Source organism: Thiohalophilus sp., assembly GCF_034522235.1.
Taxonomy (GTDB): Bacteria; Pseudomonadota; Gammaproteobacteria; order UBA6429; family Thiohalophilaceae; genus Thiohalophilus.
In genome coordinates this window covers 2,272,650-2,296,789 of sequence record NZ_JAXHLN010000003.1, presented here as the reverse complement: position 1 = coordinate 2,296,789, position 24,140 = coordinate 2,272,650, and the positions used below count along the sequence as shown (strand labels likewise).

The following is a 24,140-nucleotide window of genomic DNA, read 5'->3' as shown; positions in this document are numbered from 1 at the left end:
CCCTAGCCTCTGACCAGTCCGGCAAAGCCCATGAAGGCCATCGACATCAATCCGGCGGTGATCAGCGCAATGGAGGGGCCGCGAAAGATCTCCGGCACATCGGCCACCGCCAGGCGTTCGCGCATGGCGGCGAACAGGATCAGCACCAGCGAGAAGCCCAGCGCGGCGCCGAAGCCGTAGAGGGCCGATTCGATAAAGCCATGCTCCGTCTTTACATTGAGCAGCGCGACGCCCAGTACCGCGCAGTTGGTGGTGATCAAGGGTAAAAAGATCCCCAGCACCTGATAGAGCAATGGACTGGTCTTGTGCACCAGCATCTCGGTGAACTGTACTACCACCGCGATCACCAGGATAAAGGCGATAGTGCGCAGATACTCCAGCCCCAGCGGCATCAGCAGGTATTCGTTGACCAGATAACTGGAGATGGACGACAGCGTCAGCACAAAGGTGGTGGCCAGCGCCATGCCCGTGGCCGTCTCCAGCTTGCGTGAGACGCCCATGAACGGACACAACCCCAGAAACTTCACCAGAACGAAGTTGTTGACCAGGACGGTGCTGACAAGTATCAGGGCGTATTCCATCATTACATCACAGTGACGAGGGCCGAGGGCCGAGGGACGAGGTAATAGCGTACTCCGTCAGGATAAGAAATTTAAGCATAGCTTGCTTCCACCTGGTTTGAGGTCGATCAAAATCCCTGCAGGTTATGTGCATGCTTCGATAAGAAACAGGGGTTTTCCTCGTACCTCGTACCTCGTCACTCGTCACTCGTCCCTCGGCCCTGTTATTTATTTAACGCGCATACCCGGCTGCGCCCCCGCGTGCGGTTCGAGGATCCACAGATCCTGGCCACCGGGCCCGGCGGCCAGCACCATGCCCTCGGAGACGCCGAAGCGCATTTTACGCGGTTTGAGGTTGGCGACCATCACGGTGAGCTTGCCCTCGAGATCTTCCGGCTGATAGGCGGACTTGATACCGGCGAAGACATTGCGGGTGCCGTCGCCGATATCCAGAGTCAGTTGCAGCAGCTTGTCGGCACCTTCCACGTGTTCAGCCTTGACGATGCGGGCGATGCGCAGATCGATTCTGGCGAAATCGTCGAATTCAATTTGCTCGGCGATCGGCTCGATATTGGCGGCCGGTTTTGAGGCGGCGGGCGCGGTTTGCTGCAGATCCTGTTTCGATTCGTCGATCATGGCGTCGATGTGCTCCTTTTCGATGCGGGTCATCAGCGGTTTGAACTTGTTGATCCCGTGGTCGATCAGCGGTTCACTCATGTCGTCCCAATGCAGGGCGTCGATGTTGAGAAATGCCTCGGCGCCGGCGGCCAGTTTGGGCAATACCGGCTTGAGGTAGGTGACCAGCACCCGAAACAGGTTGAGCCCGACGCTGCAGATGGCCTGCAGGGTCTGATCGCTGCCCGCCTGTTTGGCGATGACCCACGGTTTTTCCATGTCGATGTACTGGTTGGCCTGATCGGCCAGGGCCATGATCTCGCGCATGGCCTGAGCGAACTCGCGGTTTTCATACAACTCCGCGATCGATTCGCGCGCCTCGACAAACTGCTGATAGAGTTCGGGCTCGCTGCAGGTGTCGGCGAGCCGACCTTCGAAGCGCTTGTGGATAAAGCCGGCGCAACGACTGGCAATATTGACCACCTTGCCCACCAGATCCGAGTTCACCCGCTGCTGGAAATCTTCCAGGCTCAGATCGATGTCCTCGATCCCGCTGCCCAGCTTGGCCGCAAAGTAATAGCGCAGGTATTCGGGATTGAGATGCTTTAAATAGGTCCGCGCCTGAATAAAGGTGCCGCGCGATTTGGACATCTTCTGGCCGTTGACGGTCAAAAAGCCGTGGCAGAAAACCGCGCTGGGCGTGCGAAACCCGGCACCATGCAGCATGGCCGGCCAGAACAGGGTATGGAAATAGGCGATGTCCTTGCCGATGAAGTGATACACCTCGTAGTCGCTTTCCCTGTCCCAATAGCGGTCGAAGTCGAGATCCTTGCGTCGCTCGCACAGTTGCTTGAAACTGGCCATATAGCCGATGGGCGCGTCCAGCCAGACATAGAAATACTTGCCGGGGGCGTCGGGGATCTCGAAACCGAAGTAGGGCGCATCGCGGGAGATGTCCCACTCCTTCAGCCCGGCGTCGAACCATTCGTGCAGCTTGTTGGCGATGACCGGCTGCACGTGGTCGCCCAACGTCCAGTCGCGGAGCATGGCTTCGAAGTCGCTCAGCGCGAAAAAGTAGTGCTCCGATTCCTTTTCTACGGGCGTGGCGCCGGAGAGGGCCGAGACCGGGTTTTTCAGTTCGGTCGGCGTATAAGTGGCGCCGCAGGCCTCGCAGCTGTCCCCATACTGGTCCGCGGCGCCGCATTTGGGACATTCGCCCTTGATGAAGCGGTCCGGCAGAAACATCTGTTTTTCCGGGTCGAATGCCTGCTTGATGACCCTGGTGTGAATATGACCGGCATCGCGCAGGCGACGATAGATCAGCGTGGCCAGCTCGCGGTTCTCGTCAGAATGGGTGGTGTGGTAATTGTCGAAGCCGATGTCGAAGGCGGCAAAATCGGCGGTGTGCTCCTCGTGGGTACGGGCGATCAGCGTTTCAGGCTCGATGCCTTCGCTCTGGGCGCGCAGCATGATCGGCGTGCCGTGGGCGTCGTCGGCGCAGACATAGGTGCACTGGTGACCTTGCATTTTCTGAAAGCGAACCCAGATATCGGTCTGGATATACTCCACCAGATGGCCAAGGTGTATCGAGCCGTTGGCGTACGGCAGGGCGCTGGTGACGAGGATATGACGCGGCGTGGACATGGTTTCAAAGCACCGAAATCGTGAGGCTCAAAAGCCGCCTACCCTAGCAGGAATGGGCGTTTGCAGCCAGTTGCAAATTATTTCCGTTGTTTCTTGCCGGGTTTTGCGGTGAAATTCGCACTCGTCGAGGAATTTGTGTAACATACGCGACCCCGTGATTAGTTGTCTATTTTACTCGGTTATTTAGTCACATAAACTATCAGGAGATACGAGATGGCAGACGTCTCCCAGACACAGATTGAAGAAGCACTGAAACAGGTCACCGATCCGAATATGGAAAAGGACCTGGTCAGCGCCAAAGCGGTCAAGGACATCAAGATCGATGGTGACAAGGTGAGCGTCGACATCGTACTCGGTTACCCGGCCGCCGGTTACAAAGACAAGCTGGCCGCCCGGCTCAAGGAAAAGGTCGAAGCGGTCGACGGTGTGAGCAGCGCCGAGTTCAACATCAGCTGGAAGATCGTATCCCACAGCGTGCAAAAAGGCGTCGAACCCCTCAAGGGCGTCAAGAACATCATCGCCGTGGCCTCCGGCAAGGGTGGCGTGGGCAAATCCACCACCGCGGTCAACCTGGCCCTGGCCCTGTCGGCCGAAGGCGCCAACGTCGGTATCCTGGACGCGGACATCTACGGTCCGAGCATGCCGCGCATGCTGGGTGTCACCGGCCAGCCCGAGTCCAGTGACGGCAAGACCATGCAGCCGATGAAAAGTCATAACGTCCAGTCCATGTCCATCGGTTATCTGATCGATGAAGAGACCCCGATGATCTGGCGGGGTCCCATGGTCACCCAGGCACTGGAACAGTTGCTTAACGATACCCAGTGGAACGATGTCGATTACCTGATCATCGACTTACCGCCGGGCACCGGCGACACCCAGCTGACGCTGGCGCAGAAGGTGCCGGTCACCGGTGCGCTTATCGTCACCACCCCGCAGGACATTGCCCTGCTCGACGCCCGCAAGGGTCTGAAAATGTTCGAGAAGGTCGAAGTACCGGTGCTGGGGATCATCGAGAACATGAGCACCCACATCTGCTCCAACTGCGGTCACGAAGAGCATGTCTTCGGTGAAGGCGGCGGTCAGCGCATGGCCGACGAAAACCAGGTCGACCTGCTGGGCTCCCTGCCGCTGGATATGTCCATCCGCAGCTCCACGGACGCCGGTAAGCCTTCCGTGGTGGCCGATCCGGACAGCCGCATCACGGAAATCTATCGCGACATCGCCCGCCACGTCGCGGCCAAACTGGCACTCAAGGCCAAGGACCACAGCGCGAGCTTCCCCAAGATCGTGATTCAGAACAACTGAACCACGATCTCAGGGCCGAGGGACGAGTTACGAGGGACGAGGCAAAGCCAACCCGGCTTTGCCTTACTCGTTAGTTCCTGTAACGGGGCACTTCGGTGTCCCGTTTCATTTCCGGTGGTCCCATTTTTCAGATTTTTCTGGAAAAACGCAGAGGTCGCGGAGGCGCGGAGTCGCAGAGCAAGACTTTGTGGGGCTTCACAAATAATTTTCTCCACGCCTCTAAATTTGCATAGTACCAATCCGCGCGATGTACAGGATGTACAAGTGTCGCGAGAGCCAGCAAACCTGCTTTTCCTCGTCACTCGTCACTCGTCCCTCGGCCCTGTTTTGGATTAGAATAGCCCCTTGTTTTTCGAGGAGTGGGGCAGCATGAGTATCAAGGCGGACAAGTGGATCAAGCGCATGGCGGAGCAGGAGGGGATGATCGAGCCCTTTGAACCGGGCCAGGTGCGCGAGGTAAACGGTCAGAAGATCGTCTCCTACGGGACCTCCAGTTACGGCTATGACGTGCGCTGTTCCGACGAGTTCAAGATCTTCACCAATATCAACTCCGCCATCGTCGATCCCAAGGACTTCGATCATCAGAGCTTCGTCGATTTCAAGGGCGAGGTCTGCATCATCCCGCCCAACTCCTTTGCCCTGGCCAGCACCGTGGAATATTTCCGCATCCCGCGCAGCGTGCTGACCATCTGCCTGGGCAAGTCCACCTATGCCCGTTGCGGCATCATCGTCAACGTCACTCCGCTGGAGCCGGACTGGGAAGGGCATGTCACGCTGGAGTTTTCCAACACCACGCCGCTGCCGGCGAAGATCTATGCCAACGAGGGTGTGGCGCAAATGCTGTTCCTCGAATCCGATGAGGTCTGCGAGACCTCCTACAAGGATCGCGGCGGCAAGTACCAGGGCCAGCGCGGAGTAACCCTGCCCAAAGCCTGAGGGCGCCTCGAAGAGTGACGGACTTCTCCAAATGAGAATTATTCCTATTGCAATGCCGGACGGGTCTGGTAATATTGCAAATGAGAATCATTATCATTATGGAGGATCGCATGCATCTGCAACTGGAATCCCGCCTCGGTGACGCACATCCGAGCCTGCGTATTCGCGCGGCCGACAGCGGCCGTATCCTGGTCGAGCTGGAACGAGCGCGCCTGCAGGCGCTGCTGGAACGGGGCGCGGTGACGCCCGTCGAGCTGGACACCTGCCACGGTTCGGACCGGCAGATCATGGCGCTAGTGGACCGGCTCGGTTGCTGGCGCGACTTCGTGCGTGGCTGCCTGAATGTCCCGGCCGCAGCCGGTTGAGCCCCTCGAACCCTCCGTGTCATTGCGGATAGCGGGTGGCGTTTACCTGTCTGCTATTTTTCAACCTCACTGGGAAATAACGCAGAGGACGCAGAGTCGCGGAGACGCGGAGAAAAGGTTTTTGTGGGTTTTGACAAAATCTCCTCTGCGGCTCCGCGGCTCCGCGCCTCTGCGAACTCCGCGTTTTATTGCAACGAACCCGAAAAGAGGCGACTCGTCCCTGTCCGTAAGGGCTGGGCTAAAGAGACTTGCCGTTGTAACGGCGCAATTTTAATTCGATGGTATCGCCATCGGAATCCAGGCGTCGGGTTTGATAGGGCAGGTAATCCAGTTCTTTGGCGCACCAGAAAGTGTAGGTACGGTTGCGCTTCTGGTCGTAATACTCCATCACTACCGTGTGCAGTTTGCCTATATTGGTGTCGAAAACTTTTTCGCCTCGCGGGATCAGGCTGTAGTTCTCAATCCGTTTTTTATCGGCAATCCGGTATTCCAGCTTGCGCACGCTTTGTTGCAAATCAAGCATCATGGCGAACTGGAAACTGATCAAATCCTGATCGTTGTCCTGCAGGGTCAGGGTTTTATCGAGCAGGCTGTGGCGCAGAACCTGTGCCTGGCGATCGTAGTCGACTTCGAAGGTTTCCGGGTCTTTACCGTTTTTATGATAGCGGTAGTGTAACGGCTGGATCTGTCCATCCACGAGCCGGAAATGGCTGGTCTCGCGCACAATGTCGGAGACGAAGATCGCGGCAAAGCCTTCCGCTTTGGTCTTCGCCCGCATGACATATTCATCACTACCCGTCTGCAGTAACTTGCGGTGGGTACCGCCCAGATTGAGATTATTCCTGCTGACACTGTATTCAATATCCAGCGCCGGCAATTGTGCGCTGACCCACCCGGGCAGGGCGAGCAAGAGACTTAACAGGGAAAATCGCAGTAATGACACAAGAGCCAATCTATCATCAGAGCAGCAGGTCACCAAGGCGTTATTAAGTCGATCTTTTGAACTGTTTTGTACACTCACTTGAGGGTTTCCAGATGCCTTGGTGTCCTGGGTGTTTGATTTGAACTGATACGGGAAGTTCAATCAGGTGTTGCCCGGCGCGGCTGGTCGTTGATGGGCTGGTTGTCGAACAATACGGTATCCTCTTCGAGGCGCACGCGACCGCGGGCGATCCACTCGATTACCCGGGGATAGATACGGTGCTCCTGCGCATGGACTTTTTGCGCCAGACTTTCGGGGGTGTCACTGGCCTCCACCGGGACGCTGGCCTGTAAAATGACCGGGCCGCCATCGAGTTCCGGGGTGACATAGTGCACGCTGCAGCCGTGCTCGGCATCGCCGGCTTCCAGGGCGCGCTGGTGGGTATTGAGGCCCTTGTGGCGGGGCAGCAGGGAGGGGTGGATGTTGATCATCCGCCCCTGGTAATGACGCACGAAGTCATCGGTCAGAATCCGCATGAAACCGGCCAGCACCAGCAGATCCGGTTGATAGCCGTCAATTAACCGCTGCAGCGCCGCATCGTATTCCTCACGGGAGGCATAGTCCCGGTGACTGAGTACCTTGGCCGGAATCCCGGCCTGCTGGGCCCGTTTGAGACCGTAGGCCTCGGCCTTGTTACTGATCACCGCGACGATCCGGGCCGGGCTATCACCCTGGTGAATCTGATCGATCATCGCCTGCAGATTGGTTCCGCTGCCGGAGATCAATACCACGATGCGCAGCAGGTCCTGTGCCGTAGAGTCGCGCATGAGACTCAGCGAATGAGAACCTGCGGATCGCCATCCGTGCTGTCGATCCGGCCAATGACCACCGGGGCCTCGCCCTGTTCCTGCAAGACGTTCAGACAGGCGTCGGCGTCGTCGGCAGCTACCATCAGCACCATCCCCAGTCCGTTGTTGAAGGTGCGGAACATCTCCTCGTCAGCGATGTTGCCCTGTTCCTGTAGCCAGTCGAACACGGGCGGGTGTTGCCAGCTTTGCCGGTCGATGATCGCGGCGGTGTTCTCGGGCATGACTCGTGGCAGGTTTTCACTCAACCCGCCCCCGGTGATATGCGCCAGGGCATGGACGTTGATCTGCTCGAACAGGGCCAGCAACGGTTTGACATAGATCCGGGTCGGCGCCAGCAGCGCCTCGCCCAACGTGGTGTCGCCCAACGGGCTGTCCAGTGCGACGCCGCTGACTTCCAGAATCTTGCGGATCAACGAATAACCGTTGGAGTGAGGGCCGCTGGCGGGCAGGCCAATCAACACATCGCCGGCCTGGACCTGGCTGCCGTCGATGATGCGGCTTTTTTCCACCACCCCGACGCAAAAGCCGGCCAGATCATAATCTCCGGCCTGATACATGCCGGGCATTTCGGCGGTCTCGCCGCCGCTCAAGGCGGCGCCGGCCTGACGGCAACCCTCGGCGATACCCTTGATGACATCGCTGGCGGTCTCGACATCCAGTTGGCCGGTGGCGTAATAATCCAGAAAGAACAGTGGTTCGGCGCCCTGTACGATCAGATCGTTGACGCACATGGCCACCAGATCGATGCCGATGGTATCGTGGCGCTGCATCTGCATGGCCAGTTTGAGCTTGGTGCCGACGCCGTCGGTGCCCGCGACCAGTACCGGCTCGCGATAGCGTCCCGGCGGCAATTCGAACAGCGCGCCGAAGCCCCCCAGCCCGCCCATGACTTCCGGGCGCCGGGTACTGGCGGCGTAGGGCTTGATGCGGTCGATCAAACGGTTCCCGGCGTCGATGTCGACACCGGCATCACGGTAACTCAGGCCACCCGATGCCGGTGGGGCGGTATCATTGGACACAAAAGACTCCTGAAATTAGAGAATGGGGCGCACCTTTTTCGGGTCGCTTCAAGGCATAATACGCCAATTGTCGGTTAATGGCTGTTTCGGCCGGGCGATCGGGCCGTCGATCCGCACGCTTTCTGCAAAACCGGGCAGAGGGCGGATGGGCGCCCAATCGCCTTTCGGGACGCCGCGTAGTTTAGCAAGTCGGCTACTGGCTTGGAATCCATTGCCGGTGGGCCGGTACAATGGCTTCGCGCTTAACGCAGAAGGATGTGAATCGAATGAAGTATTACAAACAGCTGGGGATGACCGTCGCGGGATTGCTGTGGCTGGTGACACCGTTGCAGGCGGAGCAAGTGAGCGGCCTGTACGAAGCCCGGGTTCCGGTCGAATCCCAGGCCCGGGATGTGCGCGAAGTGGCGCTGCGCGTGGCACTGCAACAGGTGCTGGTGCGGGTGACCGGCCGACGCCGGGTGCTGACGGTGACCGATATCGAGCCGTTGCTGGAAAAGGCACCGCGCTATGTGCAGCAGTTCCGTTATCAAAGCCGGGAGGTGGAAGGCGAGGATAAACCGACCGATGTCCTGTGGGTTCGCTTTGACAAGCAGGCGATCGACCGCCTGTTGCATGAGAACCGCCTGCCGGTGTGGGGGCGCACCCGCCCGGCGACATTGATCTGGCTGGTCGTGGATGATGGCCGGGAGCGTGAATTGCTGAGTAATGACATGAACACGCGAGCGCGGCGAGCCCTGGAAGAACAGGCACGCCTGCGCGGGCTGCCGTTGCGTTTCCCCCTGATGGATCTGACCGATCGCCAGGCGATCAGCGTCAGCGATGTCTGGGGCAATTTTGAGGACAACCTGCTGCAGGCCTCGAAGCGTTACGACGCCGAGGCGGTGCTGGCCGGACGGGTCACCAGAACGGGCTCGGGTGACTGGCGCGGCCGCTGGACCCTGTACCAGGATGGACGGCGCCAGACGTGGAACGCCTCGGGACAGGCACTGGCAGAGGCGCTCACACCCGCCATCGATCAGCTGGCTGATCTGCTGGCGGAACAGTATGCCCGGGTCGGGCAGAATGACCAGAGCGAGTCACTGCGAGTGCGGGTTACCGGCGTCAAGGGGCTGGATGCGTTCAGCCGGGTGATGAACTATCTGAACGACCTGGCGCTGGTGGAGGATGTGCGCATCGACCAGATTGAGGCGGACAGTGTGAGCCTGATTCTGACCAGCCGGCATGGCCGGATGGCGATCAATCAGGCCATTTCGCTGGGGCGTACGCTCGAGGCGGAAACCGTCCCGATGGCCCGGTCGGGGCTTCAGAACCCGTTGGCTGAGCCGGTGCAGGGCGATGATAGCGGTATGCCGCTGCCCACGCGCCAGGTCGATCTGCAGTATCGCTTGTTGCCGTGAATCTGCGCCAGCTGCCCAATCTGATCAGTCTCCTGCGTATCCTGCTGGTGGTGCCGGTGGTCTGGAGCCTGTTGCAGGGCGCCTATACCACGGCATTGATCCTGTTTCTGATTGCGGGGCTGTCGGACGGGCTGGACGGTTACCTGGCCCGGCGTTACCAGTGGATTACCCGTCTGGGCGGGTTTCTCGATCCGCTGGGCGACAAGCTGCTGATGGTCTGCGGTTATCTGACCCTGGGCTGGATCGGCGCCTTGCCGGGCTGGCTGGTGGGCACGGTGATCGCCCGGGATGTGATCATCGTGCTCGGGACCCTGTCGTATCGCTGGCTGATCGCCAACGTGACGGCGCAGCCGCTGTTAATCAGCAAGCTCAATACCGGTTTGCAGATTGTGCTGGTGCTGCTGGTGATCCTGTCCCTGGCCGGCTGGCTGGATCTGCCCATGCTGGTCAAGGGTCTCATGTATCTGGTGTTCATCACCACCGTCATGAGCGGGGCCAGCTACGTGGCCCTGTGGGGCTACCGGGCCTGGCAGCAGTGGCCGACAAGGAGAAGAGGGGCATGAGTGTACAACAACGATGGTGGGTGCTGGGGGCGATCGCCCTGACCGGGGCGGTGCTGTATCTGCTCGGGCCGGTGCTGGTGCCGTTTATCGGCGCGGCGATCCTGGCTTATGTGGCCGATCCGCTGGTGGATCGCCTGCAGGGCTGGAAACTGCCGCGCACCCTGGCGGTGGTGCTGGTGTTTGTGCTGCTCACCATTGTGGCGCTGTTGCTGCTGCTGGTGCTGATCCCGCTCATCGAGGAGCAGATCCGGGTGCTGGTGCAGAAACTGCCCCGCTATATCGACTGGCTGCAGGCCGAAGGACTGCCCTGGCTGACCGCCCGGCTGGGCCTGGCCGAAACCACGCTGGAACTGGATACCCTCAAAACCGCCATTCAGAAAAACTGGCAACAGGCCGGCGGTATCGTGCGCGAGACGCTGAGTTCGGTTTCCCGCTCGGGGCTGGCGCTGGTCGGCTGGATCGTCAATCTGCTGATCATGGTGGTGGTGACCTTTTATTTATTGCGCGACTGGGAACCGCTGCTGGAACGGCTGCGGGCCCTGCTGCCGCGACGCAGTGAACAGACTGTCGTGCGCCTGGCGCGGCAGTCCGATGAAGTGCTCGGGGCCTTTCTGCGCGGCCAGTTGCTGGTGATGCTGGCGCTGGGGCTGATCTATTCGCTCGGGCTGTCGCTCATCGGGGTCGACTTTGCTCTGTTGATCGGCGCGATCGCCGGGCTGATCAGCTTTGTGCCCTATCTGGGGACCATCGTCGGGATCCTGCTGGCCCTGATCGCAGCGATGGTCCAGTTTCAGGATCCGATGTACCTGGTTTATGTCGGTATCGTTTTTGGCATCGGCCAGGTGCTGGAGGGGACCGTGCTGACCCCGTTGCTGGTCGGTGATCGGATCGGCATGCACCCGGTGGCGGTGATTTTCGCGGTGCTGGCCGGCGGGCAGTTGTTCGGCTTTATCGGGGTGTTGCTGGCGCTGCCGGTGGCGGCGGTGGCGATGGTGTTGCTGCGCTATGCCCACGAGCAGTACCGGCAAAGCGACCTCTATACGGACGACAGTTCGGAGTCGGCATGACCCGACAGCTCCCGTTAGGCGTGCGCTTGCGTGACGCGGCAACTTTCGAGAATTTTCTGCCCGCCGGCAACGAGCGGGTGCTTGATGCCCTGCACACCGCCGATGCCCCTTCGATCTATCTGTGGGGCGCCGCCGGCACCGGCAAGTCCCATCTGCTGCAGGCGGTCTGTCATCAGGCGGCGGCGCAGGATCAGCGTGCTGCCTATCTGCCGCTGGCCGAACCCGGCCTGCATCCGGCCATGCTGGAAGGTATGGAGCAGTTCGATCGGCTCTGTCTGGACGATCTCGATGCGGTGGCCGGTGATCCCGTGTGGGAGACCGCCCTGTTTCACGCCTACAACCGCCTGACCGCCGCTGGCCATCAATTGCTGGTGACCGCCAACGGTTCGCCGACGGCGCTGGGGATCCAGCTGCCCGATCTGCAATCGCGCCTGGGTTGGGGGCCGGTGTTTCAATTACAGCCGCTGGGTGACAGCGCCAGACGTCAGGCGTTGCAACAGCGTGCCGCGGCGCGCGGCCTGAGCCTGGATGATGAGGTGGCCGCCTATCTGATGACGCGCTGTGCCCGGGACATGGGCTCGTTGTTTGCCCTGCTGGAGGGACTGGACGAGGCCTCGCTGGCCGCGCAGCGCCGGCTTACGATTCCTTTTGTGCGCGAGTATCTGCTCCGCCGCTCTGGATCCTGAGCTGACGGCCCCGGTGGCGGGCATAGAGCAGCGCCCCGCTGTAGAGCAGCACACTGAACAGGATCTCCAGCGCCGCGTAGAGCCGTTCATCGGGGTTACTGTAGGCTTCCACCACGCCGTGGACGAAATAGATCAGCACCAGAAAACTGGTCCAGGCATGGGTGTAGGGGCGACCGTGCAACAGGCCCCGCAGCGGGAACAACAGGGGGCCGACCAGCAGCAGCAGGGCTACGGAGACTGGCACCGATTGCGGTGGCGCCAGCACGGTCAGCCACAGCATCAGCAGGATCAGCAGGGCAAAATACGCGCCCAGCGTCAGCCAGCGGGAAAAAATAATGATATTCAATCGTTTACGCCTTTATCAGGCCGGCATCCAGTTGCGCCCGGGTGACCCGCGCCAGGCGCGTCCCCAGCGCCCGGGCGAGTTGTTTCTCCTCCTCGCTGAGCGGCAGATCGCTGTCGGGCCCGGCCAGATGGCTGGCCCCGTAGGGCGTGCCGCCGCTGCGCGTGGTGTGCAGGGCGGTTTCACTGTAGGGCAGGCCCACCAGCAGCATGCCGTGATGCAACAGCGGCAGCATCATCGAGGTGAGGGTGGTCTCCTGGCCGCCGTGCATCGAGGCGGTGGAGGTGAACACCGCCGCCGGCTTGCCGACCAGTGCGCCCTGCAGCCAGAGGGCGCTGGTGCTGTCCAGAAAGTATTTGAGCGGCGCGGCCATGTTGCCGAAGCGGGTCGGGCTGCCCAGCGCCAGACCGGCACACTCCTGCAGATCCTCCAGCCGGGCATAGGGGGCGCCGCTGTCAGGCACAGGTGGCTCCACTGCCTCGGGGGTGGGAGAAACCGGTGCCGCACTGCGCAGGCGAGCCTGCATGCCCTCCAGTTGTTCGATGCCCCGGGCGAGTTGACGGGCCAGTTCGGCGGTGGCGCCGTGACGGCTGTAATAGAGCACCAGAATTTCACTCATTCGAGGATCTCCAGCACGTTTTCCGGCGGCCGGCCGATGGCAGCCTTGCCGTTGGCCAGCAGGATGGGCCGTTCGATCAGTTTGGGATGACGCAACATGGCATCGATCAGCGCGTCACGCCCAAGGGATTGATTATCAAGGTTATTTTCCTTGTATTCGGGCTCCTTGCGGCGCATCAGATCGCGCGGTTCCAGTCCCAGCAGATCGAGAATCCTGACCAGGGTGGCCCGTTCCGGGGGCGTTTTGAGGTATTCCACGACCTCGGGCTGGTGGCCGTGCTGTTGAAGCAACTCCAGGGTCTGCCGGGATTTGGAACAGCGGGGATTATGATAGAGCGTAAGCGACATGACTCCCTGACCTTGTATAAAAATGTTTGCAGGCTATTCTACCGGCTGTTGTCTTGACAGCCTATAGGGGCGGGGATACATTCGATGGACTCTGTATTTACCCGAATCTGTTAAATGCGCCTACCCTCTCTGTTTCTGGTTTTTGGCTGGTACGTTGCCCTGGTTCTCACCGGCTGTGCCATCTCTGCGCCTGTTCAGGAAATGAGCAACGCTCGCCAGACCATCCAGGCGGCCAAGGACGTCGGCGCCGGGGAATATGCCCCCGAACTGTTGTCGATTGCGGAAAAACTGCTGGATAAGGCGGCCCGCAAGCTCGAGCAAGGCGACTACGCGGTGGCCCGGGATTTTGCGCTCGAAGCCCAGGAGCAGGCGATGTTGGCCCGGCAAAAAGCGGTGGATAAAAGCGGAAACAGGCCTCAAAACGACTGATCTTCGCTTGCTATATGGGATCAAGTCACTAAACTTGGGTGAAAGCGCCTTGCTTCGAAGTTTAAAAGTTGCTGCCTTGACAGTCATTTACAGCGAATGCTAGGTTGCAATAAGTAAAAATGCCTTTTTTATATGAATTCAAATCAACTGGAGTCCATAACAATGAAAATAGTCAACTCGCTGAAAATCGCAGGACTGCTGATCACTGCGGTCAGTTTTTCTGTCGGTTGTGCGGGCACTACTGAGGAAGCACAGGAACCGGCTCCCACTGAAACCACCTACGAGCCGGAACCCCAACCCACTGAAACGAGTGATTCCGGGCTGCTCGGGCCGGATACCGGCGCCATGTCGGAATACACCGTAGTGCGTGGTGACAACCTGTGGGACATTTCCGGCAAGTCGGAAATCTATGGCAATCCTTACCAGTGGCCGCTGATCTATAAACAGAACAGTAATCAGATCGACGATGCGGATCTGATTCACCCCGGTCAGGTACTGGATATCGACAACGATCCCTCCAGTGCGGAAGTTGACGCGGCTGTACGTCATGCCAGAACCCGCGGCAGCTGGTCTCTGGGTGTGGTCGAGGATTCCGATAAGGATTACCTGGCACGCTAAACCAAGTTCCGGAGTCATTCCGTAACTGCAAAAGGGCCCTTCGGGGCCCTTTTTGTTTGTTCGCTTTCTGCTTAGTTCACTGTTTCGTCTCCCCCCCTTGCCCGTGAGGCCGTTATCCGTTCGGAACCCCCGGCTGTTTTGTTTTACGAATGTTAAAGCTCGCTTGAAGGCGGTTGCCCGCTTTGGTAAATCCGGGAACGGGTTTAAAACTCCGGGAAACGCGATAGAATAGCCGGCGGATAAGTCCTGTCGGGCGAAAAGGGAATTTTTGCGCCTGTCGCGGGTCATACATTGTGGAATCTCAGAGAAGTGGTGTAATCATGCGTAAACTGATTGGTCTTTTTTCCGTCCTGTTGCTGTTATTGCCATCCGTGACGCTTTCGGCGGAGACCCGGGATCCCTACAAGCATTTCTTCAACGAAACCTGGGGAAATTTTCAGGAAGAGCTGGATAATGCCCGGGAACAGGGCAAGCAAGGCGTTCTGATATTTTTCGAAATGGATGAATGTCCGTTCTGCCATTACATGAAGGAAAATGTCCTGAACCGCCCGGAAGTACAGGAATATTATCGTGAGCACTTTCTGAACTTCCCGATCGATATCGAAGGGGATGTCGAAATCACCAACATGCAGGGCGAACAGACAAAACAGAAGGATTTTGCCTTCCGTGAGAATCGGGTACGGGCAACCCCCGTTTTTGCCTTCTTTAACCTGGAAGGGGAACGAATTCACCGTCATACCGGCAAAACCTCGGGTGTCGAGGAGTTTATGTGGATGGGGGAATATGTTGCCGAGGGGATCTACAAGGATACGTCCTTCACCCGTTACAAACGTGATAAACGAAAAGAATAATTGCGCCACATGCTATCAGATACCGCGTTTCGCCAGACCGGCTGGCTGGCTCTGCTGTTGTTTTGCGGGCTGACAACCGGTTTTGCCCAGCAACAGGCTGATGAAAAGCCGGCGCCGTTACCTGAACCCCTGACGCTGGAAAAAGCGCTGGCGCTGGCGGACGAGCCCCATCCCGAGTTGCAAATTGCCGAGGCGCGAATCAGGGCGGCGGAAGCGGAGCTGCAGGGGGCGCGGGCCGGTGATGATACGGCAATCTATGTGGATGGTGCGCTGGCCTATGTGGCGCCCCCTGATTACGCACTGAATCAGGATAATGACGATCATCGCCTGATCCTGAACCTCGACAAGACCCTGTACGACTTCGGGCGTACCCGTTCGGCCAGTGATGCGGCCGCCCGGCAACTGGACAGCAGTAAATTATTGCAGGTCAACACCCGTCAGCAACGGCGGCTGGCGATTATGCAGCGGTTTTTCGACGTGGTACTCGCCGATCTCCAGTACTATCGCTACAACGAAGAGATGGCTGTGGAGTTTGTGGAGCTGGATAAAATGCGCGATCGCCACGAGCTCAAACAGATTTCCGATCTGGAGCTGCTTGAACAGGATGCCGTTTTCCAGCGCGCCCGGCATCTGCGGGCGCAAAGCCAGAACCGTCAGCGCGAAACCCGTGCCCGGCTGGCGCAGGCCCTCAACCGCCCCGGACAACTGCCCCGCAATGTCGTCCCGCCCACCCTGCCGACTATCGAGCAGGAACTGCCGGAAGTGGAATCGCTGCAGACCCTGGCCTTGAGGGAAAATCCGGTGGTCCAGTCCCTGCGCGAACAGGTCGAGGCCACTCGCGCGCGGGTGGCCGAAGCCCGGGCTGGCAATAACCCGACCATCCAGGGCAAGTTGCAGGCGGGCGCCTACTCGCGTGAGCGCAACAGCTACGACGATTTTCGCGCTGAATTGCAATTGACGGTCCCCTTGTATGACGGCAGCCGCACTGATGCCGGCGTAGCCCGGGAAAAGGCCCGGTTGTTCGAGACGCAATCACGCCTGACCCTTGTCGAGCGCGATGTACGCCAGCAGGTGCTGGAACTGTGGTTGCAACTGGATTCGCTCAAAGCCAAGCGGGAACAGCGAGAAACCGAGAAACGGTATCGTGAACTCTATCTGGATCGCAGCCGCGCACTCTACGAACTGGAGGTCAAAGCCGATCTGGGTGACTCCATGGTGCGTTATACAGAGGCGGAACGGAATAGCACCGAAACCGACTATGAAACAGCGCTGGCCTGGGCGCGTCTGAATGCGTTGCTCGGCCGGCTGGATCTGGACAAAGCCTTTGTTCCTCCGAAGAATTTATCGCAGAAGGACGAAACGGATGCACAAGCAGAGTAACTCAATCGCGGCGCCCGGCTGGGCGATCTTGCTGCTGATGATCAGTGGTCAACTGATGGCGGCCGACTACGAGGCGCGACTTGAATGGGAGCGGCGCGTTGAACTCGGTACGCCGGTACAGGGGGTGATCACGGAAGTCAGGGCGCAGACCGGCCAGCGGGTCGAGGCCGGAGACGTACTGGTGCAACTGGATGATCGCGGATTCCGGGCCAATGTGTCCAAGGCGCATACGCGCTTGCAGAGTCTGGAAGCGGTACGTGAGGAAGCCCGGCGCGAACGGGATCGGGCCGAGGAGTTGTATGACCGTACGGTCCTCTCGGATCACGAGCTGCAAGTGGCACTAAACGACGCCAGGCAGACCGAAGCCGACTACGCCGCGGCGCGTGCCGCTTTGGTTCAGGCGCGTCTGAATCTTGAGTACAGCGCGGTACGCGCCCCGTTCGATGCCCTGGTTATCAATGTTCAGGCTGCCCAGGGACAGACGGTGATCAATGATCTGCAGCCGGTCACCCTGGTCACTGTGGCCGATGCCAACTCCATGATTGCCCGTGCCGAACTGAGCGAAGGCCAGGTCGAGCCTCTCGAGCTGGGTCAGGCTGCGACGGTCAGGATTGGGGGGCGCGAGCATATCGGTCGCATTAAAAGTATCGGCCTGGAACCGGTCGAAGGCAGCGATCGCTACGCGGTCGCGGTCAGCTTCCCGCAGGAGGGACAGCGTTACCGGGTCGGACAAACCGCCACCATCGAACTGCCATGAATCTGTGTCGCCAATGCCGGGTTACAGGCCGGGTACAGGGCGTGTTCTTCCGCGACAGCACCCGCCACGAAGCACAGCGCCTGGGCCTGACCGGTTACGCCCGTAACCTGGCAGACGGTTCGGTCGAAGTCTTCGCCTGCGGCTCCGACGCCAAGGTCCGCCAACTCTGCGACTGGCTCCGGGAAGGCCCGCCTATGGCGCAGGTCGACCAGGTCGACTGCCAGACCATCGACACCCCGCCCCCTTCGCATTTCACCACTGAATAGCATTATTCCATCACGTCTCTTTTCGGGAGCATCTGGAACAAACGCGGAGGACGCAGAGCCGCAGAGTCGCGGAGAAGAATAATAAAACTGTGGGAGGGGCTTTCAGCCGCGACACGCTTGCCGCCGATGAAAGCGCCTACCACATGTTAATTAAAATCTTTTTCCTCTGCGCCTCCGCGACTCCGCGACCTCTGCGTTAATTCCCAGTAAACCGGAGAATTAATACCGCCGCCAGCGGTTGTCGAGGGCGGTGTAGATTTTGGTGGTGTAGCGGTGGCTGCCGTAGCTGCCGTTGTAGCGGGCCAGGGCGGGGGTGAGGTTGCCGTTTTCCTTGTCCAGGTAGTACTTGAGAATGGTGCAACCCATGCGCAGGTTGGTACGAATGTCGAACAGGTTGTCGCCGGGCTGACCGATCTCGTCCAGCCAGAAGGGCATCACCTGCATCAGGCCCATGGCGCCGGCACTGGAGATGGCAAAGCGGTCGAAGTTGCTTTCCACCTCGATGACCGCCAGCACCAGTTCGGGCCACAGATCGGCGCGGGTGGCTTCGTAGTGGATCTGTTTGAGCAGGGCAAGGCGGCGCTGCGGATCGGGCACTCGGGCTTTGAGCCGGTGGGACATGTCGACCAGCCACACTTCCGCGTCGAACCGATCCTCGAAACTGTCGTTATCGTTGATGGCCTGCTGTAACAGCTGGCGCAGTTCGGGATCGACATGGCCGTTGTCCGCCGCCAGCGACGGGCCGGTGAACAGACCCGCGACCAGCAGCAGGACGCTCGCCCGGATTATCGATGCAGCATGCAGCATCCTCAGCCTCATGTTGGATCCCTGTATAAGATCGTTATAGCAGATTAGCCGTTCGTCTGGAGTTGCTGTTTAAGCCGCTCGACGATCTGATCGACGGGAATTTCCCCGGCTTCGGTTTCCCGGCGGGTCTTGTATTCGACTACGCCCTTGTCCAGGCTGCGCTCACCGATCACGAGGCGGTGCGGAATCCCGATCAGTTCCATGTCGGCGAACATCACCCCTGGGCGCTCCTTGCGATCATCCACCAGCACATCGATACCGGCTTGCTGTAACTCGCGGTAGAGCTGATCGACCGTGTCGCGCAAACGCTGCGACTTGTGCATGTTCATCGGCAAAATCACCACCTGCCACGGCGCGATGGCGTCGGGCCAGATGATGCCGCGTTCGTCGTGGTTCTGCTCGATGGCGGCGGCGACCACGCGGGAGACGCCAATGCCATAGCAGCCCATGGTCATCACCACCGACTGGCCGTTTTCATCCAGGACGGTCGCTTTCATGGCTTCGCTGTATTTGGTGCCCAGCTGGAAAATGTGCCCGACTTCGATGCCGCGTTTGATAGACAGGGTGCCCTGGCCATCGGGCGAGGGATCGCCCTCCACGACGTTACGAATGTCGACCGTCTGCGGTTGCGGCAAATCGCGGCCCCAGTTGACGCCGGTCAGGTGTTTGTCGGCGAGGTTGGCGCCGCAGACAAAATCGGCGATCAAAGCACCGTGATCCACATGCAACGGTACACTCAGGCCTACCGGACCGAGGGAGCCCACCTCGCAATCACAGGCCTGCCTGATTTCCGCGTCGCTGGCAAAACGCAGCGGCGGAGCCATGCCGTCGAGCTTCTCGACCTTGAGCAGGTTCAGCTCATGATCGCCGCGCAGTACCAGCGCATGGGTCTGCTCTTCGGCATCAACCACCAGCAGGGTCTTCAGACACTGGCTGGCGGGGACGTTGAGAAAGGCGGCCAGCTGTTCGATGGTGTGCTGGCCGGGCGTCTCCGCGGTCTGCATCGCCGCGCCGGCGGACGGCAGGCTGTCGCTGGCCGGCAGCGTGGGCGCCAGTTCCACGTTGGCGGCGTAGTCGCTGTCGCTGCTGAAGGCGATGGCATCCTCGCCCGATTCAGCCAGCACATGAAATTCGTGTGACAGCTTGCCGCCGATAGAGCCGGTGTCGGCCTGGACCGGGCGGTAGTCGAGTCCCAGGCGCGAAAAGATGCGGCAATAGGCCTCGTGCATCTGGTGATAGGTTTCATCCAGCGAGGCGTCGTCCAGATGAAAGGAGTAGGCGTCTTTCATCAGAAATTCCCGCGCCCGCATCACCCCGAAACGGGGGCGAATCTCATCGCGAAACTTGGTCTGGATCTGGTAGAGGTTGGCGGGCAGCTGTTTGTAGCTGCGGATCTCGCGGCGGATGAGATCGGTGATCACCTCTTCATGGGTGGGACCAAAACAGAATTCCCGGCTGTGGCGATCGGTCAGGCGCAGCAGCTCCGGCCCGTACTGTTCCCAGCGGCCCGATTCCTGCCACAGCTCGGCCGGCTGCACCGCCGGCATCAGGACTTCCTGGGCGCCGGCGCGATCCATCTCCTCGCGGATGATGTGCTCTACCTTGCGCAACACCCGCAACCCCATCGGCAGCCAGGTATACAGCCCGGAGGCAAGCTTGCGAATCATCCCGGCGCGCAGCATCAGCTGATGGCTGAGTACCTCGGCATCGGCGGGGGTTTCCTTGAGGGTGGAGAGCAACAAACGGGACGTTCGCATAGTTTTTCGCTTTGTTATGTGATTGAGAACTGGTTGCTAGTTTATCCCAAACTGTCAGTCAGGGACGAGGGCCGAGGGACGAGTTACGAGGAAAACAGCACAAAATCTCACCACCAGGACACAAAGACACCAGGAATAAGTTGTTGATCTGTTTCGCGCGCCTTCGAGGCTGATGGTGATTGTATTGCCGGTTGGCCATCCCTGAACACATCATCATTCCGGGCGGAGCGCAGCGATGACCCGGAGTCCAGCGTTTCCAACCCGATACGGATTCCGGCCTTCGCCGTAATGGTAACAGGCAGTTAATCAAGCTATCTCTAACAAGGAAGAGGAGCTTGGGTCTGCGACATCCACATTAACTTGGTGTCTTCGTGTCTTGGTGGTTAAGGTTTTTGGCGGAAATGGCATCCTGGCCGGAGGCATCTAGTCCTGTTTCTGCTCGGTCAGGTTTTCGGACGGGATGACATTGGTGTCGGGATCGTATTGCAGGGTCTCGTAAGCGGTTCCGACCGGGGGTGGCTGGTCGGTTACCTGCCATTGCCCCTCGGCATCCTGCCAGCGATAGAGACGGTGGGATTGGTCGGCGCCGGTCAGTTTATCGAGCTGCTGACGGGCCTGGCGCTGGAGATCGGGCTCGGTATAGAGATACAGCCCGGCGCCAAGGAGGAGGCCCAGCAGGATAAGCAGGGCCTTTTTCATGCTCGTGACAGCTTAAAAGGTGCCACTGTTCCAGCCCCACATGGCGCGGGGGCGTCGGCGAATTCGATGTAGACCCGTTCGGGATCGATGCCCAGCTGTTCCTGGATGAGGCCGCAGAGGGCCTCGGACAGGGCCGGGGTCTTGTCCTGCGGCAGGCCGATGCTTTTCAGTTCCAGGTAGGCCAGCGGGTCGGTGCTGCCGCCGAAGGACATGGGGACCGGCGGCTCCAGGGCCACCATCACGTAGCGCTCGGGCTTGCCCAGTTGCCCGGCCACCAGGGCGGAGGCGGCACTAACCAGCTGTTCGGCCCGCGCCGGTTCGACGGCTTGATTGCTCTGAATCTTGAGTAGCGGCATGCTAAAACTCCCTCACGCAGGTCAGTCCCCGTAAGTCAGTCACAGAAATCCCGGATCGCCTGTTTGGCTTCGTCGATCTTCTGTTGACGTTCCTCGTCGTCGATACGCACCACCTCGCCCTCTTCATTGCGAATCCGGCGATAGACGGTGTAAATCTCCAGGTTCTTTTTCGCGGCTTCGCAGTTTTCCTCGCGCATCTGTTCGGCCTGTTGCTGCTCCCGGGCGATCGTGTCACTCTGCTCTTCATCCTGCTGCAGCGATGGCGCAGAGCTGGTATTGTTAAGTGGCGGAGAGTCGCTGCCGGGCTTGGCGCGGGAAGGGATATCACCCATCACCTCGTAAGGGATGTCGCGATTTTCGGGCGGATTCTGGGAGTAGACGGTGTTGCCCGACTCATCCTGGTACTTGTAGGTCGCGGCCAGGGCGGCTGGGCTCGCCAGAGCGAGGATCAGAAGCAGGCCGAGTATCTGACTGACTGTTTTCATGACCGTATTATGCGCCGGTTGCGGTTGAGTTGTTGTTAAGCCTATCACAGGAGCGGTTTTTCAACATAGCGTTTCCGAGACCGGTTACCTGGCCCAACAACCATTGCCGGGACCGGGAAATGGCAACATCGGCCAGGTTTCTGCGGCAACTTCGTGTATTTATACCGGTTTACTGATTATAATGGGCGTTTCTGCCCGTTGTGACGGGTATTTTTTTCGTGCCGACGCCAAATTGCTGGAAAGTATCTGGGAGTATATAACGTGAAACTCAGTGGAGCCGAAATCGTAGTCCAGTTCCTGAAGGACGAGGGCGTTGAATACGTCTTCGGCTATCCGGGCGGTGCGGTTCTGCATATCTATGACGCCCTGTTCAATCAGGATGAAGTCAAACACATTCTGGTGCGCCACGAGCAGGGTGCGACCCATGCCGCCGACGGCTATGCCCGCGCCACCGGCAAGCCGGGCGTGGTACTGGTGACCTCCGGACCGGGGGCCACCAACGCGGTGACCGGGATCGCGACTGCCTATATGGACTCCATCCCGATGGTGATCATCACCGGGCAGGTGGCCACTCAGTTCATTGGCAGTGATGCCTTCCAGGAAGTCGATGCGGTCGGCATTACCCGCCCCTGCGTGAAACATAACTTCCTGGTGAAAAATGCCGAAGACCTGGGCGATACCCTGCGCAAGGCATTTCATGTGGCCACCACCGGGCGTCCGGGACCGGTGGTGGTGGATATTCCCAAGGATACGACCGATCCGAATATCAAGATCGACTATGTCTACCCCGGTGAAATCGAGATGCGCTCCTATCAACCGGTGGTCAAGGCGCACCCCGGCGAGATCAGCCGGGCGATGGAACTGATCCTTTCGGCGCGCCGGCCGATGATCTATACCGGCGGCGGGGTGGTGTTGAGCAATGCCGATGCCGAGCTGATCGAATTCACCCGCACCCTGGGCTATCCCATTACCCAGACCCTGATGGGGCTGGGTGCCTATCCGGCCAGCGACAAACAGCACCTGGGCATGCTCGGCATGCACGGCACCTATGAGGCCAACATGGCCATGCACGAGTGCGATGTGCTGATTGCCATCGGCGCGCGCTTCGACGATCGGGTGACCGGCGACGTCAAACAGTTCTGTCCCGATGCGAAGATCATTCACATCGATATCGACCCCTCGTCCATCTCCAAGAACGTGCGGGTGGACGTCCCCATCGTCGGCGACATCAAACATGTGCTGGCGGATATGAACAAGGCGATCAAGGCATCGAAGAAAAAACCGGATGCCAAGCTGCTGGAGCAGTGGTGGCAGCAAATCGATGCCTGGAAGAGCAAAAACTGTCTGCGCTACGATCGAAACAGCGCGCTGATCAAGCCGCAGTTCGTGATCGAAAAGCTGCACGAGGTGACCGGTGGCGATGCCTATGTGACCTCCGATGTGGGGCAGCACCAGATGTTCGCCGCCCAGTTCTATCCGTTCGACAAGCCGCGGCGCTGGATCAACTCCGGCGGCCTGGGCACCATGGGCTTCGGCCTGCCGGCCGCGCTGGGTGTGCAGCTGGCCTATCCCGACAGTCAGGTGGCCTGCGTCACCGGCGAGGCGAGTATCCAGATGTGTATCCAGGAGCTGTCCACCGCGCTGCAATACATGCTGCCGGTCAAGATCGTCAATCTGAACAACCGTTACATGGGCATGGTGCGTCAGTGGCAGGAGTTCTTCTACGACAGCCGCTATTCGCACTCCTATCTGGATGCGCTGCCCGATTTCGTCAAACTGGCGGAAAGCTACGGCCACGTGGGCATGCGCATCGAGCAGCCGGGGGATGTGGAAGGTGCACTCAAGGAAGCCTTCGCCATGAAGGACCGGCTGGTCTTCATGGACTTCATCACCGATCAGACCGAAAATGTCTATCCGATGATTGCCGCCGGCAAGGGGCACCACGAGATGCACCTGTCACCGGAAAGAGAGCTGGCCTGATGCGACATATTATTTCACTGTTGATGGAAAACGAAGCGGGGGCCCTGTCCCGGGTGGCGGGGTTGTTCTCGGCGCGCGGTTACAACATCGAATCATTGACTGTGGCACCGACCGAGGATCCCTCCCTGTCGCGCATGACCGTAGTCACCAGCGGTTCGGAGGAGATCATCGAGCAGATCTTTAAACAACTGAACAAGCTGGTCGACGTGGTCAAGCTGGCGGATATCTCCGAGGGCAACCATATCGAGCGGGAGCTGATGATGGTCAAGGTGGCTACACCAACGGACAAAGTGCGTGCCGAGCTCAAACGCATGGCCGATATTTTTCGCGGCCGGATTCTGGATGTGACCGATGAGACCTACATCATCGAGCTGACCGGCAACGGCTCCAAGCTGGACGCCTTTCTCGGCGCTATTGACGCGGAGCTGATTATCGAAACGGTTCGTTCCGGTGCCACGGGTGTCGCACGCGGCAGCCGGGCACTACGCATTTAATTTT

At 59.5% G+C, this 24,140-nt stretch carries 27 protein-coding genes and 1 pseudogene; 15 read left to right on the top strand and 13 right to left on the bottom strand.

Translation table 11 applies throughout. From position 1 onward, the window contains the following. Positions 1–2: 2 nt before the first annotated feature. Both rsxA and metG read right to left on the bottom strand, forming a co-directional pair. A complete protein-coding gene (gene rsxA, locus U5J94_RS14250; protein ID WP_322566287.1) occupies positions 3–584 on the bottom strand; it encodes an electron transport complex subunit RsxA in 582 nt (193 codons plus the stop codon). Positions 585–788: 204 nt separating this feature from the next. Further along, complete coding sequence (gene metG, locus U5J94_RS14245) at positions 789–2,819, bottom strand: methionine--tRNA ligase (RefSeq protein ID WP_322566286.1); 2,031 nt, start codon at positions 2,817–2,819, stop codon at positions 789–791. A gap of 213 nt (positions 2,820–3,032) precedes the next feature. On the opposite strand from metG, the gene apbC reads away from it, so the two are divergent. The 3 genes from apbC to U5J94_RS14230 all read left to right on the top strand — a co-directional run bounded on the left by apbC (position 3,033) and on the right by U5J94_RS14230 (position 5,425). Then, positions 3,033–4,124, top strand: coding sequence for an iron-sulfur cluster carrier protein ApbC (gene apbC, locus U5J94_RS14240; RefSeq protein WP_322566285.1), 1,092 nt, complete (start codon positions 3,033–3,035; stop codon positions 4,122–4,124). A 369-nt stretch (positions 4,125–4,493) separates the two neighbouring features. Next, complete coding sequence (gene dcd, locus U5J94_RS14235; RefSeq protein ID WP_322566284.1) at positions 4,494–5,060, top strand: dCTP deaminase; 567 nt, start codon at positions 4,494–4,496, stop codon at positions 5,058–5,060. Between the two features lie 80 nt (positions 5,061–5,140). Further along, a complete protein-coding gene (locus U5J94_RS14230; protein ID WP_322566283.1) occupies positions 5,141–5,425 on the top strand; it encodes a hypothetical protein in 285 nt (94 codons plus the stop codon). A 238-nt stretch (positions 5,426–5,663) separates the two neighbouring features. On the opposite strand, the gene U5J94_RS14225 is transcribed toward U5J94_RS14230, so the two are convergent. From U5J94_RS14225 to purM, 3 genes are all read right to left on the bottom strand, one after another. Then, the gene (locus U5J94_RS14225; protein ID WP_322566282.1) at positions 5,664–6,368 is read right to left on the bottom strand and encodes a DUF3108 domain-containing protein; all 705 of its coding nucleotides are present in this window, start codon (positions 6,366–6,368) and stop codon (positions 5,664–5,666) included. A gap of 137 nt (positions 6,369–6,505) precedes the next feature. Then, positions 6,506–7,174 carry a phosphoribosylglycinamide formyltransferase gene (gene purN, locus U5J94_RS14220; protein ID WP_322566281.1) on the bottom strand — a complete coding sequence of 223 codons (669 nt, stop codon included), beginning with the start codon at positions 7,172–7,174 and terminating at the stop codon, positions 6,506–6,508. 5 nt (positions 7,175–7,179) lie between these two features. Continuing rightward, a complete protein-coding gene (gene purM, locus U5J94_RS14215) occupies positions 7,180–8,235 on the bottom strand; it encodes a phosphoribosylformylglycinamidine cyclo-ligase (protein WP_322566280.1) in 1,056 nt (351 codons plus the stop codon). Positions 8,236–8,501: 266 nt separating this feature from the next. Here purM and U5J94_RS14210 point away from each other — a divergent pair, with 266 nt between their 5' ends. Genes U5J94_RS14210 through hda form a run of 4 tightly spaced genes read left to right on the top strand, consistent with a single transcriptional unit; the run spans position 8,502 to position 11,948 of the window. Next, positions 8,502–9,632 (top strand): DUF2066 domain-containing protein, encoded by a 1,131-nt coding sequence (locus tag U5J94_RS14210; RefSeq protein WP_322566279.1) that lies wholly within the window; start codon positions 8,502–8,504, stop codon positions 9,630–9,632. After that, positions 9,629–10,195: a CDP-alcohol phosphatidyltransferase family protein gene (locus U5J94_RS14205; RefSeq protein ID WP_322566278.1), complete on the top strand. Its 567-nt coding sequence runs from the start codon at positions 9,629–9,631 to the stop codon at positions 10,193–10,195. The genes U5J94_RS14210 and U5J94_RS14205 overlap by 4 nt, the downstream gene beginning before the upstream one ends. Then, on the top strand, positions 10,192–11,262 hold the full coding sequence (locus U5J94_RS14200; protein ID WP_322566277.1) for an AI-2E family transporter: 1,071 nt from the start codon (positions 10,192–10,194) through the stop codon (positions 11,260–11,262). The genes U5J94_RS14205 and U5J94_RS14200 overlap by 4 nt, the downstream gene beginning before the upstream one ends. Next, on the top strand, positions 11,259–11,948 hold the full coding sequence (hda, locus tag U5J94_RS14195) for a DnaA regulatory inactivator Hda (RefSeq protein ID WP_322566276.1): 690 nt from the start codon (positions 11,259–11,261) through the stop codon (positions 11,946–11,948). The genes U5J94_RS14200 and hda overlap by 4 nt, the downstream gene beginning before the upstream one ends. On the opposite strand, the gene U5J94_RS14190 is transcribed toward hda, so the two are convergent. The 3 genes from U5J94_RS14190 to arsC are packed head-to-tail and all read right to left on the bottom strand — an operon-like array spanning position 11,899 to position 13,257. Beyond that, the gene (locus U5J94_RS14190) at positions 11,899–12,294 is read right to left on the bottom strand and encodes a DUF2069 domain-containing protein (protein WP_322566275.1); all 396 of its coding nucleotides are present in this window, start codon (positions 12,292–12,294) and stop codon (positions 11,899–11,901) included. The two genes, hda and U5J94_RS14190, sit on opposite strands and share 50 nt — an antisense overlap. 4 nt (positions 12,295–12,298) lie before the next feature. Continuing rightward, positions 12,299–12,910, bottom strand: a complete 612-nt coding sequence (gene wrbA / locus U5J94_RS14185; protein ID WP_322566274.1) for an NAD(P)H:quinone oxidoreductase — start codon at positions 12,908–12,910, stop codon at positions 12,299–12,301. Beyond that, the gene (arsC, locus tag U5J94_RS14180) at positions 12,907–13,257 is read right to left on the bottom strand and encodes an arsenate reductase (glutaredoxin) (RefSeq protein ID WP_322566273.1); all 351 of its coding nucleotides are present in this window, start codon (positions 13,255–13,257) and stop codon (positions 12,907–12,909) included. Before arsC ends, wrbA begins: the two co-directional genes overlap by 4 nt. Before the next feature lie 114 nt (positions 13,258–13,371). Between arsC and U5J94_RS14175 the strand changes: the two genes are divergently transcribed. The 6 genes from U5J94_RS14175 (at position 13,372) to yccX (ending at position 17,558) form a co-directional block, all read left to right on the top strand. Further along, positions 13,372–13,686: a DUF4398 domain-containing protein gene (locus U5J94_RS14175; RefSeq protein ID WP_322566272.1), complete on the top strand. Its 315-nt coding sequence runs from the start codon at positions 13,372–13,374 to the stop codon at positions 13,684–13,686. Positions 13,687–13,848: 162 nt separating this feature from the next. After that, positions 13,849–14,304 carry a LysM peptidoglycan-binding domain-containing protein gene (locus U5J94_RS14170; RefSeq protein ID WP_322566271.1) on the top strand — a complete coding sequence of 152 codons (456 nt, stop codon included), beginning with the start codon at positions 13,849–13,851 and terminating at the stop codon, positions 14,302–14,304. 320 nt (positions 14,305–14,624) lie between these two features. Then, positions 14,625–15,155, top strand: a complete 531-nt coding sequence (locus U5J94_RS14165) for a thioredoxin family protein (protein ID WP_322566270.1) — start codon at positions 14,625–14,627, stop codon at positions 15,153–15,155. Between the two features lie 9 nt (positions 15,156–15,164). Next, complete coding sequence (locus tag U5J94_RS14160; RefSeq protein WP_322566269.1) at positions 15,165–16,535, top strand: TolC family protein; 1,371 nt, start codon at positions 15,165–15,167, stop codon at positions 16,533–16,535. Beyond that, positions 16,519–17,292, top strand: coding sequence for an efflux RND transporter periplasmic adaptor subunit (locus U5J94_RS14155; RefSeq protein WP_322566268.1), 774 nt, complete (start codon positions 16,519–16,521; stop codon positions 17,290–17,292). The genes U5J94_RS14160 and U5J94_RS14155 overlap by 17 nt, the downstream gene beginning before the upstream one ends. Further along, positions 17,289–17,558: an acylphosphatase gene (yccX, locus tag U5J94_RS14150; RefSeq protein ID WP_322566267.1), complete on the top strand. Its 270-nt coding sequence runs from the start codon at positions 17,289–17,291 to the stop codon at positions 17,556–17,558. The genes U5J94_RS14155 and yccX overlap by 4 nt, the downstream gene beginning before the upstream one ends. Before the next feature lie 219 nt (positions 17,559–17,777). Here the strand turns inward: yccX and U5J94_RS14145 are convergent, their stop codons facing one another. From U5J94_RS14145 to U5J94_RS14125, 5 genes and pseudogenes are all read right to left on the bottom strand, one after another. Continuing rightward, positions 17,778–18,365, bottom strand: a complete 588-nt coding sequence (locus tag U5J94_RS14145) for a lytic transglycosylase domain-containing protein (protein ID WP_322566266.1) — start codon at positions 18,363–18,365, stop codon at positions 17,778–17,780. Positions 18,366–18,409: 44 nt separating this feature from the next. After that, positions 18,410–20,122, bottom strand: coding sequence for a proline--tRNA ligase (locus U5J94_RS14140; protein WP_322566265.1), 1,713 nt, complete (start codon positions 20,120–20,122; stop codon positions 18,410–18,412). Positions 20,123–20,545: 423 nt separating this feature from the next. Continuing rightward, a complete protein-coding gene (locus U5J94_RS14135; protein WP_322566264.1) occupies positions 20,546–20,821 on the bottom strand; it encodes a DUF4124 domain-containing protein in 276 nt (91 codons plus the stop codon). 12 nt (positions 20,822–20,833) lie between these two features. After that, positions 20,834–21,177: pseudogene (locus tag U5J94_RS14130) on the bottom strand (phenylpyruvate tautomerase MIF-related protein). Positions 21,178–21,212: 35 nt separating this feature from the next. After that, a complete protein-coding gene (locus U5J94_RS14125) occupies positions 21,213–21,662 on the bottom strand; it encodes a DUF4124 domain-containing protein (protein WP_322566262.1) in 450 nt (149 codons plus the stop codon). Positions 21,663–21,923: 261 nt separating this feature from the next. Between U5J94_RS14125 and U5J94_RS14120 the strand changes: the two genes are divergently transcribed. After that, on the top strand, positions 21,924–23,642 hold the full coding sequence (locus tag U5J94_RS14120) for an acetolactate synthase 3 large subunit (RefSeq protein ID WP_322566261.1): 1,719 nt from the start codon (positions 21,924–21,926) through the stop codon (positions 23,640–23,642). Then, the gene (gene ilvN, locus U5J94_RS14115) at positions 23,642–24,136 is read left to right on the top strand and encodes an acetolactate synthase small subunit (RefSeq protein ID WP_322566260.1); all 495 of its coding nucleotides are present in this window, start codon (positions 23,642–23,644) and stop codon (positions 24,134–24,136) included. Before U5J94_RS14120 ends, ilvN begins: the two co-directional genes overlap by 1 nt. Positions 24,137–24,140 lie beyond the last annotated feature (4 nt).

Bases quoted from the DNA above. Each gene is read 5' to 3' on its own strand.
- arsC (WP_322566273.1), bottom strand. From the start codon at position 13,257: ATGTCGCTTACGCTCTATCATAATCCCCGCTGTTCCAAATCCCGGCAG.
- apbC (WP_322566285.1), top strand. From the start codon at position 3,033: ATGGCAGACGTCTCCCAGACACAGATTGAAGAAGCACTGAAACAGGTC.
- U5J94_RS14200 (WP_322566277.1), top strand. From the start codon at position 10,192: ATGAGTGTACAACAACGATGGTGGGTGCTGGGGGCGATCGCCCTGACC.
- U5J94_RS14125 (WP_322566262.1), bottom strand. From the start codon at position 21,662: ATGAAAACAGTCAGTCAGATACTCGGCCTGCTTCTGATCCTCGCTCTG.
- U5J94_RS14165 (WP_322566270.1), top strand. From the start codon at position 14,625: ATGCGTAAACTGATTGGTCTTTTTTCCGTCCTGTTGCTGTTATTGCCA.
- purN (WP_322566281.1), bottom strand. From the start codon at position 7,174: ATGCGCGACTCTACGGCACAGGACCTGCTGCGCATCGTGGTATTGATC.
- U5J94_RS14170 (WP_322566271.1), top strand. From the start codon at position 13,849: ATGAAAATAGTCAACTCGCTGAAAATCGCAGGACTGCTGATCACTGCG.
- metG (WP_322566286.1), bottom strand. From the start codon at position 2,819: ATGTCCACGCCGCGTCATATCCTCGTCACCAGCGCCCTGCCGTACGCC.
- U5J94_RS14140 (WP_322566265.1), bottom strand. From the start codon at position 20,122: ATGCGAACGTCCCGTTTGTTGCTCTCCACCCTCAAGGAAACCCCCGCC.
- U5J94_RS14210 (WP_322566279.1), top strand. From the start codon at position 8,502: ATGAAGTATTACAAACAGCTGGGGATGACCGTCGCGGGATTGCTGTGG.
- U5J94_RS14175 (WP_322566272.1), top strand. From the start codon at position 13,372: ATGCGCCTACCCTCTCTGTTTCTGGTTTTTGGCTGGTACGTTGCCCTG.
- U5J94_RS14155 (WP_322566268.1), top strand. From the start codon at position 16,519: ATGCACAAGCAGAGTAACTCAATCGCGGCGCCCGGCTGGGCGATCTTG.
- wrbA (WP_322566274.1), bottom strand. From the start codon at position 12,910: ATGAGTGAAATTCTGGTGCTCTATTACAGCCGTCACGGCGCCACCGCC.
- U5J94_RS14135 (WP_322566264.1), bottom strand. From the start codon at position 20,821: ATGAAAAAGGCCCTGCTTATCCTGCTGGGCCTCCTCCTTGGCGCCGGG.
- dcd (WP_322566284.1), top strand. From the start codon at position 4,494: ATGAGTATCAAGGCGGACAAGTGGATCAAGCGCATGGCGGAGCAGGAG.
- U5J94_RS14160 (WP_322566269.1), top strand. From the start codon at position 15,165: ATGCTATCAGATACCGCGTTTCGCCAGACCGGCTGGCTGGCTCTGCTG.
- U5J94_RS14145 (WP_322566266.1), bottom strand. From the start codon at position 18,365: ATGCTGCATGCTGCATCGATAATCCGGGCGAGCGTCCTGCTGCTGGTC.
- U5J94_RS14230 (WP_322566283.1), top strand. From the start codon at position 5,141: ATGAGAATCATTATCATTATGGAGGATCGCATGCATCTGCAACTGGAA.
- hda (WP_322566276.1), top strand. From the start codon at position 11,259: ATGACCCGACAGCTCCCGTTAGGCGTGCGCTTGCGTGACGCGGCAACT.
- yccX (WP_322566267.1), top strand. From the start codon at position 17,289: ATGAATCTGTGTCGCCAATGCCGGGTTACAGGCCGGGTACAGGGCGTG.
- rsxA (WP_322566287.1), bottom strand. From the start codon at position 584: ATGATGGAATACGCCCTGATACTTGTCAGCACCGTCCTGGTCAACAAC.
- ilvN (WP_322566260.1), top strand. From the start codon at position 23,642: ATGCGACATATTATTTCACTGTTGATGGAAAACGAAGCGGGGGCCCTG.